This window comes from Hamadaea sp. (assembly GCF_013362815.1).
Taxonomy (GTDB): domain Bacteria; phylum Actinomycetota; class Actinomycetes; order Mycobacteriales; family Micromonosporaceae; genus Hamadaea.
In genome coordinates this window covers 86,006-98,374 of the sequence record NZ_JABFVK010000026.1, presented here as the reverse complement: position 1 = coordinate 98,374, position 12,369 = coordinate 86,006, and the positions used below count along the sequence as shown (strand labels likewise).

10 protein-coding genes are annotated in these 12,369 nt (G+C 68.0%); 6 read left to right on the top strand and 4 right to left on the bottom strand.

What is annotated here, in order from left to right:
• Positions 1–75: 75 nt before the first annotated feature.
• Positions 76–2,016 carry a M4 family metallopeptidase gene (locus HOV77_RS14900; RefSeq protein ID WP_290862556.1) on the top strand — a complete coding sequence of 647 codons (1,941 nt, stop codon included), beginning with the start codon at positions 76–78 and terminating at the stop codon, positions 2,014–2,016.
• Positions 2,017–2,101: 85 nt separating this feature from the next.
• On the opposite strand, the gene HOV77_RS14895 is transcribed toward HOV77_RS14900, so the two are convergent.
• Positions 2,102–3,145: an NAD(P)-dependent alcohol dehydrogenase gene (locus tag HOV77_RS14895; protein ID WP_290862554.1), complete on the bottom strand. Its 1,044-nt coding sequence runs from the start codon at positions 3,143–3,145 to the stop codon at positions 2,102–2,104.
• A 95-nt stretch (positions 3,146–3,240) separates the two neighbouring features.
• Between HOV77_RS14895 and HOV77_RS14890 the strand changes: the two genes are divergently transcribed.
• Positions 3,241–3,819 carry a TetR family transcriptional regulator gene (locus HOV77_RS14890; RefSeq protein WP_290862552.1) on the top strand — a complete coding sequence of 193 codons (579 nt, stop codon included), beginning with the start codon at positions 3,241–3,243 and terminating at the stop codon, positions 3,817–3,819.
• A 165-nt stretch (positions 3,820–3,984) separates the two neighbouring features.
• Here the strand turns inward: HOV77_RS14890 and HOV77_RS14885 are convergent, their stop codons facing one another.
• Together HOV77_RS14885 and HOV77_RS14880 are read right to left on the bottom strand one after the other, a co-directional pair.
• A complete protein-coding gene (locus HOV77_RS14885) occupies positions 3,985–4,485 on the bottom strand; it encodes a hypothetical protein (RefSeq protein ID WP_290862550.1) in 501 nt (166 codons plus the stop codon).
• A 144-nt stretch (positions 4,486–4,629) separates the two neighbouring features.
• Positions 4,630–5,577, bottom strand: a complete 948-nt coding sequence (locus HOV77_RS14880) for a hypothetical protein (protein ID WP_290862548.1) — start codon at positions 5,575–5,577, stop codon at positions 4,630–4,632.
• Positions 5,578–5,658: 81 nt separating this feature from the next.
• Between HOV77_RS14880 and HOV77_RS14875 the strand changes: the two genes are divergently transcribed.
• Positions 5,659–5,829 carry a hypothetical protein gene (locus HOV77_RS14875; RefSeq protein WP_290862546.1) on the top strand — a complete coding sequence of 57 codons (171 nt, stop codon included), beginning with the start codon at positions 5,659–5,661 and terminating at the stop codon, positions 5,827–5,829.
• Positions 5,822–8,413 carry a tetratricopeptide repeat protein gene (locus HOV77_RS14870; RefSeq protein ID WP_290862544.1) on the top strand — a complete coding sequence of 864 codons (2,592 nt, stop codon included), beginning with the start codon at positions 5,822–5,824 and terminating at the stop codon, positions 8,411–8,413. The genes HOV77_RS14875 and HOV77_RS14870 overlap by 8 nt, the downstream gene beginning before the upstream one ends.
• Before the next feature lie 135 nt (positions 8,414–8,548).
• Here HOV77_RS14870 and HOV77_RS14865 read toward each other — a convergent pair whose 3' ends face one another.
• The gene (locus HOV77_RS14865) at positions 8,549–8,980 is read right to left on the bottom strand and encodes a hypothetical protein (protein WP_290862542.1); all 432 of its coding nucleotides are present in this window, start codon (positions 8,978–8,980) and stop codon (positions 8,549–8,551) included.
• A 183-nt stretch (positions 8,981–9,163) separates the two neighbouring features.
• On the opposite strand from HOV77_RS14865, the gene HOV77_RS14860 reads away from it, so the two are divergent.
• The gene (locus HOV77_RS14860; protein ID WP_290862540.1) at positions 9,164–12,118 is read left to right on the top strand and encodes an AAA family ATPase; all 2,955 of its coding nucleotides are present in this window, start codon (positions 9,164–9,166) and stop codon (positions 12,116–12,118) included.
• A 95-nt stretch (positions 12,119–12,213) separates the two neighbouring features.
• Positions 12,214–12,360: a hypothetical protein gene (locus HOV77_RS14855; RefSeq protein WP_290862538.1), complete on the top strand. Its 147-nt coding sequence runs from the start codon at positions 12,214–12,216 to the stop codon at positions 12,358–12,360.
• Positions 12,361–12,369 lie beyond the last annotated feature (9 nt).

Here is a 12,369-nt window from a genome sequence, read left to right as displayed (position 1 = left end):
TCACAAATGCGTCAGCCGCGCCATGGTCGGAAATGAGAATGGGCCGCGCCCCAGCGGCTGCCAGACACTCACTCCATGGATCGGCATCTACATAGAACAATCGCGTCGATGAGCGTCGGCGTGCTGACCGCTGCGCTGGCGGCGACCGCCGTCATGCCCGCCGCGGCTGCTCCGGCCGCCGCGGCGGTCACCGAAAAGACCGCCATCGCCCGCGCCGAAGTCGTGTTGGACAAGCAGCGCGAGACGGTGGCGGCCACCCAGGACGACGAATTCCAAGTGGTACGCACAATCGTGGATGCGGACGGCTCATCGCACGTACGGTATTCGCGGACCTATCGAGGCTTGCCTGTCCACGGCGGCGACATCGTCGTGCACAACCGGCCGGACGGGAGCTACGACGGCAGCTCGGTCGGCCTCGCCGCGCCATTGCGGTTGGACATCCGGCCGAGCATCGCCGGCAAGGACGCCGTCGAGATCGCCCGACGCGCCTTCGCGGGCAAGGTGGACAAGGTGGCCGATCCGGTGCTGGTGATCGACGCCTCCGACGGATTCGGCCGGCTCGCGTACGAGTCGGTGGTGTCCGGGACGACCGCCGACGAGCAGACGCCCTCAATGCTGCACGTGTTCGTCGACGCGCTGAAGGGCGAAGTGATCCGATCCTTCGACGAGATCGAGCACATCATCTTCAGCCCCGAGATCGGCACCGGCAACACGTACTACTCCGGCAAGGTCCAGCTTCGTACCACCTACACCGACCTTTATCCCGGCCCGCGGTACCGGTTGATCGACCAGCCGGCCGACGCCTCGCGTACCTGCGACATGGGAAACGGAACGACCTCCTGCACCCCCTTCGCCGACACAGACAACATCTGGGGCGACGGCACACTCGCCGACCGCCAGACGGTCGCCGCCGACGCCCACTACGGCATGGGAGTCGCGTACGACTACTTCCGGAATGTGCACGCACAGTACGGAATCTCGGGCGACGGCCGAGGCGTGGCCGCTCGAGTCCATTTCGGCGACCAGCACTCCAACGCCAGCTGGTGGGGCGGAGCCAGAACCATGACCTTCGGCGACGGCTACGGCAATCAGCATCCGTTCACGACGCTCGACGTCGTCGGTCACGAGTGGACGCACGGCGTCACCGAATCCCTGGCCGGGCTGATCTATGGCGGCGAGTCAGGCGCTTTGAACGAGGCGACGAGCGACATCTTCGGTGCAGCGATGGAGTTCTACGCGGCCAACCCGGCCGACCCGGGCGAGTACGAGATCGGCGAGCAGATCGACGACACTCCGCCGGCGGGCGGCGCCATCCGCTACCTGTACAACCCTGGTGGCGACGGCCTTTCCTACTCCTGCTACTGGGGAAAGTTTCCGGACACCTTCCCCGTCCACTTCTCCTCCGGAGTGGCCAACCACTTCTTCTTCAACCTCGCCGAAGGCAACGGCGAAACTCCCTGGGGCTACTCGCCGCTGTGCCAGACCGGCCTGTCCGTGACGGGTATCGGCCGCCAAGCCGCCGAACAGATCTGGTTCCGAGCGCTCAACGTGTACTTCGTGGCCAACACCGGCTACAGCGACCAGGCGAACCCGGCCAACACCGCGCGTGCGTACACGATCAAGGCGGCGTCGGACCTGTACGGCCGATGCTCGCCGCAGGCCAAGGCGGTCAACGCCGCGTGGCTGTCGGTCAACGTGCCCGGCACCTTCATCTGCTCCAAGCTTGAAGTCGACCTCGACCACCTCGTCGTCTTCACCGCGGACTCGGGCGTCGTATCGATCATCACCTACCCCGGCACCGAGCCCGCGACGATCGAGTTCTCGGTGACGGGCCTGCCGGAGGGCGTAAGCGCGACGTTCCGGCCCGAGCGGATCCAGGCCGGCGACAAGGCGTCGATGTCCGTCGCCGTGGCGGATTACGCGAAGCCCGGGACCTATCCCATCACCATCACCGCCCGGTCCAAGGACAGTTTGGACTCCGTGACGCTCGACCTGACCATCCTCGCGCGAAAGTGAGTCCCACCCGCGCCGCCCGCCGCCGGACGCGAGACCGGCGGCAGACGGTGCTCCAACCCATAGGTGCTCATCGGGTACGGGAAAGCTAGTCGAGATCGGACAGATCGAGCACGAACCGATAGCGGACGTCGCCTTTTTCGAGGCGGGTGAGGGCCTGTTCGACGCGGGCGGAGGGGAGTAGTTCGATGTCGGCGGCGATGCCGTGCTGGGCGGCGAAGGCAAGCAGTTCGGCTGTGTGTTTCGTGCCGCCGGTGCCGGAGGAGGTCAGCTTCTTGCGGCCGAAGGTCAGTTCCATGATTCGCACCGGTGTCTCGACTGGGGCACCGAGGACGCTGAGCGTGCCGTCCAGGGTGAGCAGGCGCAGCAGCGGCGTGAGGTCGTGTGGGGCGGCGATGGTGTCCAGGATGAGGTCGAACCGGCCGAGTGCCTGCTTCATCTGTGTCTCGTCGGTGGTGAGCAGCAGATCGGCGGCACCGAGCTTGCGGGCGTCGTCGGCCTTTTCCGGTGTACGGCTCAACACGGTGACCTCGGCACCGAGAGCGACCGCAAGTTTCACACCGAGGTGACCGAGGCCGCCGAGTCCGGCCACGGCAACCCGGCTACCGGCTCCGATCCCGGCGGCTTGCATCGGTTCCCACATGGTGATGCCGGCGCACATCAGCGGGGCGGCGGCGGCTGGGTCGAGCCCGTCGGGAAGCCGGTAGGCGAATTTGTCGCGCAGCACGTACTCGCGACTGTAGGCGCCCTTGGTCGTGGTGCCGTCGACGCGGTCTATCCCGCCGTAGGTGCTGACCGGTCCCTGGTAACAGAAGTTCTCCTGCCCCGCCTGGCACATGGGGCAGGCTCCGCAGGAGTCGACGACCGTCCCCACCGCTACGCGCTCGCCCGGGGTGAAGCTGGTCACCGCGGTGCCGACCGCCGTGACGGTGCCGGTGAACTCGTGGCCGGGAACCAGGTTGTCGGTGGGCTTGTTCATCAGGCCGTGGATCGCGTGCAGGTCGCTGTGGCAGACGCCGCAGTAGTCGACGCGCACCGCGATGTCGTCCGCACGCAGGTCTCGACGTTCGACCCGAACTTGCTTCAAGGCGGTGGAGCGGTCGGTGCTCTGCCAGCCGGTTGTGGTGCGCATGGAATCCTCCCAGACAAACTATTCGGTCTGTCTCTGACAGTAGCCGTGGTTGCCCCCGCAGGCAAACCAACTGGTCTGTCTGTTAAGCTGGTCTCATGCCCGAGTTGCCCACCACGACCCGCGGCGCCGCAACCAGTCGGCGCATCCTCGACGCGGCCACGGAGGAATTCGCGGCCCGCGGCATCGCCGGCGCCCGGATCGAACGCATCACCGCGGCTGCGAACACCAACAAAGCCCAGCTCTACGGCTACTTCGGCAACAAGGAAGGCCTGTTCGACGCGGTCCTGGCCGACTGCTTGGAGCGCAGCGCGAACGCCGTCGCGTTCGACGTCGACGACCTGGCCGGCTGGGCCGTGGCGATGTACGACGAGAACCTGCGCCATCCCGCCTTGGTCCGTCTCATGGGATGGATCCGGCTGGAACAGCGCCCAGCGGGACTGTTGTTCACCAATCTCGCCCTCGAGCCGAAGCTCAGAGCCGTCGCCCAGGCCCAGGCGGCTGGGCGGATTCGCCCCGGCGATCCGGCCGACCTGCTTGCCCTGGTCGTCGCCATGGCGTCCGCGTGGTCACCGACCAGTGGCGCATACGCCGCCACCGCCGACGAGCCCGCCGCCGACCACGACCGCCGTCGGGCCCTGCTACGCGAAAGCGTGCAACGCGCCGTTGCACCATGAGCCCTCTGTAGGTAATGCCGCAACGGTGAGTCCGCCAGGCGAAAGCCGGCGCATTCCTCCGCGAGGGGATCCTTCGGAGCGCTCCGGGCGCCCGCACTGATTCGACCGCGGCTGATCGTCCAGGCGTACGCGGCTCGGCTACGTGAGGGTAGGCGGTGTCCTGAACTACGAAGCGCGAACCGAGCGCCTCGGACGCGGGAGAGGGAGCGCGCCGCGGGTCGACCACAATGCCGTGGCGATGTAGAGGATCTGCTCGGGAATGCGTTGCCACAGCGGGGTCGCGGGCGCGCCGTCGAACGGGATGTCGGCGGTGGCTGCGTACACGTTCGCCGGGAGCATGACGACGAACAGCAGCGCGAGGCAGTAGCCCGCTGCGCGCCGAGTGCGGCCGAGGATGAGGCCGAGGGCGCCGAGGAACTCCAGTACGCCGGTGACGTACACCATGGCGGAGGGAACGGGCACCGCCGGTGGCACCATCGCCACCAGGTCCTCGTGAGTGGGCATCACGGTCACGTCGCCGGGGACGAAATGTGCGCTCGCCGTCATGAACAGCATGACCGCCAGCGCATGGGCCGCGGCGGCCGGCCAGTCGGCGAATCGGCGTACGCCGGCGGCGCCGAGGCCACGGAATACCACCAGCGCGACCAGGAGGACGAGGACGGTCATGGCGACCCCCTTAACTAGTCATCGACAAGATATGACCGAAACTAACGCGGGAACACAATCTTGTCAATGGAAAGTTCCAGGCTGCGACTTCGGATGACGGCGGCGGATCGACGTGACTACGCGGTGGATGCCGCGGCGGTTGGTTTATCGGATGCCGAATGTCCGGACGATGTTTGGGGTGTCTAGCAGCGTGTGCGGGGCCAGCGCGTGATACGCCCAGACGTGCACCCATGCGTTGCCGGTGCGTAGGGTCAGTGTCGCCTTCACCATCCCCGGCGGCACATACGTCAGGAGAAGCAGGGCGAGCGAGAGGACCGTGTCTCTAGGCGTGGTGAAGACCATCCACGCGTCCCAGACGTGCATCACCGCGTATGCGAGCCCGCCTAAGAGCATGGTCACCGCCGGTGATCCGGTCAGGCGCAGGAATCGTGGCAGGAGCAGGCAGTAGATGAAGACCATGGCGGGAAGCACGGCACCGGCCAGGAAGAGGACGAAGGTCAGGGGCAGGCCGAGCACGAGCTGCCGCCCATTGAGGTCGAAGATTTCCGGCCGCAGCAGGATGATCTGAACTGCCGCTTCGACGACCAGCACGATCGCGATCAGCTGGGCGTCGCCGCGCCGGTCCACGGAGGTCAGGTTCAGGTCCCGGGTGCTGTAGCGGCGCCGGAAGTACCACAGTGGAACGATCGCGTAGGCGATGAGGTTGTAGACGGCCCATGCTATGGCCTCGGCCGCTGCGACGTGTTCATGCGTTGCGACGACCGATCCGGCGAGGTGCAGGCTGAAGGGGTGCCAGCCCATCGCCCTGGCCAGCAAATGCCCGCCGACCAGAGCGCTCCCCCCGTACGCGATGAGCCACAACGTCTCGCGGCGGGCCGTTGCGTGGTCGGCCGGAGCCTGTGAGGACGGGTTGGCCGGGCGTCGGCGTGTCAGGACTCGGACCAACACGATGATCAGCAACGCCTCCGCCGCCCGGAGGTTGAGATCGGCCAGCTGTCTGCCGGCGGGCAGTCGGCCGAAAAAGAGAACGAGGGCGTTGGCGAGGGCCCACGCGAGCAGAGCGACGGCGGTGATCCGGGCGGTGCGGGGCATGAGGGCTGCCTTCCTGCCGCAATTCTTAATAGCACGGTCGTGTTATAACCCGGATGCTAACACGACTGTGCTTAAAAAGAGGTGGTCGAACGCTCGAACTGCGAGGTCCGCGCCGATGTGCTGCACGAGCGGCTGACGGCGATGGGTTTCGACGGCGGCGAGCGCACCCGACGCACGGTCGCGGCGGTCAAGGACGCGTATCGCGTATCGGGTTGGGCAATGCGCAGCTGGCAGACTGCTTGCCATGGATGAGGTGACCACCGTGCCCGAGTTGCTGCGGGCGCTGGATCGGCTGCGCAGCCAGGCGGCGCGAGGGCAACGAAGCGCCAGGGTGTCCCTGCGAAAGTTGGAGTCCTTGACCGGGATTCCACGAAGCAGTCTGTCGAGCTACCTCACCGGCGCCACGAAAATGCCTATCGACGTCCTCGATTCGATCATCATCGCCCTGGGGGTGCCCCCGGCTGAGGCCCGCCGATGGGCCGATGTATGGGAGCGCGCGAACAGTGACCGGCCAATCCCGGCTAACCTCCCTCCCGCACCACCGGATTTCGTCGGCCGCGAAGACGCTCTAGCCAGCCTGAACGCGCTGAAGCACCATCGGGTAATCGTGATCACGGGAACCGCCGGTGTCGGCAAGACATCACTGGCCCTTCACTGGGCGCATCGCTTCGCCGCACGGTTCCCCGATGGCACCTTCTACATCAATCTGCACGGGTACGACGGCGCAGCTCCGATGACTGCCGACGACCTGACTGAATGCGTCTTGCATACCATTACCAAGACATCGAACACCGCCGAAGGCGAAGACCTTTGGAGCGCATGCCGGACCGAACTGTCAAGGAAACGTCTCCTGCTGATGCTCGACAACGCTCGCTCGACGGAGCAGCTGCGGCACTTGGTCCTCCCGGGGCCCGCGACGTTACTGATCACTAGCCGCGACAGCATGCAGGGACTCGTCGCCCGCGATGGTGCCCGGCGCCTGCAACTGCAGCCGTTCACTGTCGACGAAGCCGCCGCGCTGCTGCCCCGGCTGATCGAGCCGCAGCGCTTGGACGACCACGCAGCCGCGATCAACAAGCTGTGCAGCGGGCTCCCGCTGGCGCTACGACTGGTCGCCGAGCGCATCGCCCGCTATCCCAACGTGGCCATCGCGGAGCTGATTGCCGAACTTCAAGCCCGAACCCTTGACCTGCTGACCGCTGACGGCGATCCGCTCGCCGACGTCCGAGCCGCACTGTCCTGGTCGTATCAAGTCCTCCCGCCGGACTGTGCACGACTCTTTCGCCTGCTTAGCCTCATCCCCACGACAAGCTTCGACACCGCTACGGCCGCAGCGCTCGATGGCGCACAGGTTGACCGGACCGCCGCACGGCTGGAAACACTCGAGCGTGCGCACCTCGTGGAACGGCCGACCGCTGACCGGTATGCATTGCACGACTTGCTCAAGGCCTACGCTTCTGAACTCCTTGACTGTGACGACGATCGTCAGGGACGCCAGTCAGCAGTGCAGCGGATACTGGATCGCTACCTTCTCACAGCCAGCTCGGCGATGAGCGTCATCCGCCCGCGCCGGCGCCCCGTCCCCCTGCCCACCGCGGCGTCCGTAGCAGAATTCGACGGCTACGACCACGCGATGGCTTGGCTCGACCTCGAACGCGATGGCATCACGGCTGCATGCGACATGGCTGCGAACGCGGCGATTACCGGCGGTTACCAATATGGATGGCAATTGGCTGTCATCATGTCGCCCTATCTGAAACTACGTGGCCGGACGAGTCGGTGGCTGGCGACTCACGAGAAGGCTCTCGAGGCCTGCATGCACGGACGCGACCGCCAGGGCGAGGCGGAGGTGCGTAGCAGCCTAGGGGTCGGGCTCAACAACATCGGCCGATACGACCAGGCCGCAGATCAGTTGAGCCGAGCGCTATCGGTTTGGACCGACGTCGGCGACGCACACGGCCGCGCCACCGCGATGGGTAACCTCGGCGTCGCATACGACATGAGCGGCCGTGCCGACGATGCCATCGCCTGCTATCAGGCCGCAGGCATGCTTTACCGGCAACTCGGCGACCACCGGGGCGAGGCCGTAAGCCTTGCAAACCTTGCGTGCGTGTGGGAAATCCGGGGCGACTTCGCGCAGGCGCTGCGCAGCCGTCGCCGGGCGATGGCAATTTATGAGGACATCGGCGAAACCCGCAACCTCGCGATACTGCTCACCAACCTTGCCACAATGCACATCTACCAAGCCGACTTCGTAGAAGCTGCGCGTGCTGCTCGTCGGGCCCTGAGCATCTCCCAAGATCTCGGCGACCTGAATACTCAGGGCGTCGCCTGCACGGCTCTCGCCGAAGTCGGCCTCCATACCCGCGACCCCGAGTCCACATACTATCTTGAGCAGGGCCTGGCGCTGACCCGCGAGACCGGCGACCAGCAGTTCGAAGCCATTGGGCTTGCCTTGACCGCACTACACCAAGCGCGGTCAGGAAACACCGCCGAGGCCACGTCCGCGTACGCGCAGGCGATCGCCCTCGCCCGAGAAATGTCCGACCCTCAACTGCAATGCCGCTGCCTCAACGACCGCGCCTACGCGCACCTCGACGTCGGCGCCGTCGAGTCGGCGATCGCCGACTTCACCGCTGCGCACGAGATCGCCCATGCTGCGGGACTGCTATACGACCAGGTCCGGTCGGCGGTCGGGCTCGCGATAACCACGCCAGATGGCGATCAGGCAGCTGCGTTCACAGCCGAGGCAGCCGCGGGAATGTCGACGATGGGGTTTGGCGCGGAACATCCGCTGCAACAACGGCTGAGCTACTCCGAACGCGCTGCCAGGTGACTCGAGCAAAATCGGCATCGTCTCCGGCAGCTCCGCCACGCGCTGTTACATCCTCGTACCGTTGGGACGCGAAGAGTCCATGTTCGCCAGGCCTGGCGAACATGGACGGCAGCCGGCTTGGCCGGCCGAATGGTTCTACCAGTGGCCAGTCGAGCAAACTGCGTCGGGACCGTCCATGTCGGAGATGCACACCCGTGACTCCGCGTCATCTCCGTTCCAGTGCCAGCCGGTCCAGCGGGAGCCGTTGTACACCTCGTAAAAGTTGCTGACCTTCGTCCAGCCGTAGCTGTTGCCAGGCTTGATACTGCGCCGCTCCAACCAGCCGATGCAGCGGTGAATCCCCAGGTTGACTTCCGTGTTGTCGTAGGACCTGAATCCACCCTGGACGTAGCCGTCGCTGCTGCGCACGTTCAGGTGCGCCTGGCAGACCAGGAACGGTATGCCGCTGGCGTACCCGATGATCTCTGCCGTGTACTCGTCGTTGCTCGTCGCGGCGTCGGCTGGCGCGGCCGACAGCAAAATGCCGACGAGCGACAGGACCGCGGTGATGGCGATACGAGACTTCATGGCCGTCATCGTGGCAGCGGCCGATGCCTGCAGCGGGCGACCGGGACAGCCCTGGACACACCGGGACAGGCGACACGGTCCCCGTTCCACGACTCGTGAACCGATGCCGCCGCACGGGTGATGCGTCCGCCGGTGCGAAGGAGGGGCTTCCGCTGGCGGTGATCACGGGGCAAGCTGTGGATCATGGCGGGCTCCCCTCCGATCGCCGCGCCCCGGCTCGTCGGCCGCGACCGCGAGCTGGCGGCGCTACGAGCGTTCATCCACGAGGGCATTCCGCGTGGCGATGCGGTAAGTGGTTCGGGGGTCGCGCTGGTCGAGGGCGAGGCCGGGGTCGGAAAGTCGCGGCTGATCCGCGCTGCCCTCGGCCCGGACCGACCCGATGAGGCGCGGAGACCTGACGGGCCGCACAGCGCGGATCAGGAGCACCGGCCGCACGTGCTGCACGCGGTCTGCCCGCCGTTCCGGGAGCCGTTGACGCTCGGCACCATCGTGGATGCACTTCGGCAGGCGGTCGATACGCCGCAGGGGCTGGCGCTGACGCCGCTCGCCGGCGCGCTGCGGCCCGTGTTCCCCGAGTGGACCGATCTCCTGCCGCCCGCTCCCGAGCCCGTCGCGGATCCGCTGGCGGCCCGGCATCGCCTGCTGCGTGCGCTGGCTGAGCTGCTGGTGGCGTTGGGCGTACGGGTGCTGGTGGTGGAGGACGTCCACTGGGCCGATCCGGCGACGCTGGAATTCCTGATGTTCCTGGCTGCCCGACCGGCCGCCGAAGTCGCCATGGTCGTCAGCTATCGGCCCGAGGATGTGCCCGCCGACTCACTGCTGCGCCGGCTGGCCGGGCGCGCGATGCTGCGGATCGAGCTTGCGCCGCTCGACGTCGCCGACACCGCCCGGCTGATCTCCTCGATGCTCGGCGGGGAGCCGGTCTCGCACCGGTTCGCCTCGTTCGTGCATGAGCGTACGGAGGGGGTGCCGCTGTCGGTCGAGGAAGCGGTCCGGCTCATGCACGCGCGGGCCGATCTCGTGCGCCGTGGCGGGCGCTGGGTTCGCCGCCGGCTCACCGGCATCGCGGTGTCCACGACGGTCCGGGAGGCGGTCGGCGAGCGCGTCGACCGGCTCGATCCGCAGGCTCGCCAGCTCTTGTACGCGGCAGCGGTCCTGTCCGCGCCCGCGACGGAAGCCGTCCTCACGGAGGTCGCCGGACTGTCGGAGGAGGACGCTCTCGACGCGACACTGGCGGTGCTCGACTCCGGCCTGCTCGTGGCCGACGAACGGGGGCGGCTCGCGTACCGGCATGAGCTCGCGGCGCGGGCGGTGCACGACGCGATCGCGGTTCCGTGGCGTCGCCGAGCGCATGCCCGGGCCGCGCGGCTGCTCGAATCTGTCGAGCCGCAGCCGCTGCTCCGCCTCGCCCGCCACCATCGTGAAGCCGGGAACACCGCGTCGTGGTGCCAGTACGCCGAGCGGGCCGCGGAGCGCACACTCGCCGCCGGTGACGAGGACGGGGCGGTGGCGCTCCTGCTCGATCTGTTGCTGCACGCCGACCTTGCGGTGCCGGTGGTGCTGCGGCTCGTCCGGATGATCCCGTTGAGCAGCGTCACCGATCCGGCCCGCTATCGGGAGCTGGCCCGCGTACTGCAGAAGGGAGAGGGCGCGGACACGGCCGGGGACCGGGCGGAGGCGCTCGCGTTGTCCGGCGAGGTGCTCTTCTATCTGCAGGAGTACGACGCGGGCCGGGCGGCGCTGGAGGCGGCGATTCCGGGCCTGGTGGACCGGCCGGCCGAGGCGGCGCGGGCGATGATGCTGCTGGCCCGGCCGCGCGGACGCGGCGTGCCGGCGAGCATGCACCGCCGGTGGCTGGAACGCGCGGCGCCGCTGACCCACGCGTTGGCTCCGCCGGACCGGCTGCGGCTGGTGATCGCGAGCGTGACCGCGCGGCTGACCTTGGGCGACCCGGCGGGCTGGGCGGCGGCGGCTGAGATTCCGGACGCGCCGGCCACACCTGATCTCGCGTCGCTGGTGACGGCCGGGCAGCTCAACCTCGGGCACGCCGCCCTCACCTGGGGCAGGTACGCCGATGCCCGAGCCCGTCTCGACCGCGCGCGCATTCTGGCGGAGCAGCACGAACATCTCCTACTGCATGACATGATCGTCACCACCCGGGCGCACGTGGACTGGTTCACCGGCGAGGACTGGGCGGGCTTGCTGCCCCGGGTGGTCGCGTTGGCCGGTGACCCGGCGTTGCAGCCGCTCACGCGCAGCGAGGCCACTGTCGTGATCGGACAGCTGACCGCGGCGACCGGCGACGCGGAGACCGCGCGGGCGCAGTTCGCGGTCGCCATCGAGCTGGCCGAGCAAGCGGGCGCGGTCGATCACCTCGTCGAGCCGATGGCCGCCACCGCCCGGCTGCTGCTGCGTTCCGGGGAAGTCGACGAGGCGCTGCGGATCTCCGGCGAGGCCGCCGAGATGATCGAGGAAACAGGGCTTTGGCTGTGGGCCGCCGAGCTGCTTCCGGTACGCCTCGACGCCCTTGTCGCCGCGGGCCGGTCGACGGAGGCCGAGCGGCTGCTGGCGCTGTACGCGGCCGGGATACCCGACGACGCCCCAGGCGCGGCGGCGGCACTCCGCCTCGGCGAGGCGATCCTGCGACCCGACCCCGATGCGTTCGCCGCCGCAGCCGACGCGTACGCGATCGCAGCGCGGCCCTATGACGCCTTGCTGGCCCGGGAGCGACACGCGACCTGCCTCCTCGATCGTGGGCCCTCCGGGTTGCGGTCGGCCGGGCTGGCGCTGCTGGCAGAGGCCGCAGAAGGCTTGGGCGCGCTGGGCGCTTCGGCGGACGCGGCGCGGCTGCGGAACACGGCGTCGACCGTCGTGGGGAAGACGGTCGCGGGGAAGACGTCTGCCGAACCACGTCGCCGGGGGCGGCCTGGGTACGGGGATCGGTTGTCACCGCGCGAGGTGGAGGTCGTCCGCCTGGTGGCGGCCGGGCAGACGAACCCGCAGATCGCCGAGGCGCTCACGCTGTCGGTGAAGACGGTCGGCGGGCACATCGAGTCGGCGATGCGGAAACTGCGGGTGTCGTCGCGTACGGCGCTGGCAGTCGCGGCCGTGGAACAAGATCTTCTCGGGCCTGCGTAGAAGGGCTGTCGCGCCTAATTTTTCGGGGCAGCGGCGGAATTAAACCCGGCATCTGCCGTCTCGTCACCTGCGCATCGCGGCCCAAGACTCAGTGCGTGAGCACCGACGACGAACCAGCGGACGGTTCACCGCCGCCACTCGCCGACGCACCCGCCCCGCAGACACCCGCGTCGGATCCACCGGTGTCCGATGTGGATTTCGTGGACGAGGGCGAGCACGAGGACGAGTACGAGCCCCTGTAATGGCTGACG

What these genes read in the sequence shown, in the direction of transcription:
- HOV77_RS14900 (WP_290862556.1), top strand. Translation starts at nt 76, where the DNA reads ATGGATCGGCATCTACATAGAACAATCGCGTCGATGAGCGTCGGCGTG.
- HOV77_RS14895 (WP_290862554.1), bottom strand. Translation starts at nt 3,145, where the DNA reads ATGCGCACCACAACCGGCTGGCAGAGCACCGACCGCTCCACCGCCTTG.
- HOV77_RS14890 (WP_290862552.1), top strand. Translation starts at nt 3,241, where the DNA reads ATGCCCGAGTTGCCCACCACGACCCGCGGCGCCGCAACCAGTCGGCGC.
- HOV77_RS14885 (WP_290862550.1), bottom strand. Translation starts at nt 4,485, where the DNA reads ATGACCGTCCTCGTCCTCCTGGTCGCGCTGGTGGTATTCCGTGGCCTC.
- HOV77_RS14880 (WP_290862548.1), bottom strand. Translation starts at nt 5,577, where the DNA reads ATGCCCCGCACCGCCCGGATCACCGCCGTCGCTCTGCTCGCGTGGGCC.
- HOV77_RS14870 (WP_290862544.1), top strand. Translation starts at nt 5,822, where the DNA reads ATGGATGAGGTGACCACCGTGCCCGAGTTGCTGCGGGCGCTGGATCGG.
- HOV77_RS14865 (WP_290862542.1), bottom strand. Translation starts at nt 8,980, where the DNA reads ATGAAGTCTCGTATCGCCATCACCGCGGTCCTGTCGCTCGTCGGCATT.
- HOV77_RS14860 (WP_290862540.1), top strand. Translation starts at nt 9,164, where the DNA reads ATGGCGGGCTCCCCTCCGATCGCCGCGCCCCGGCTCGTCGGCCGCGAC.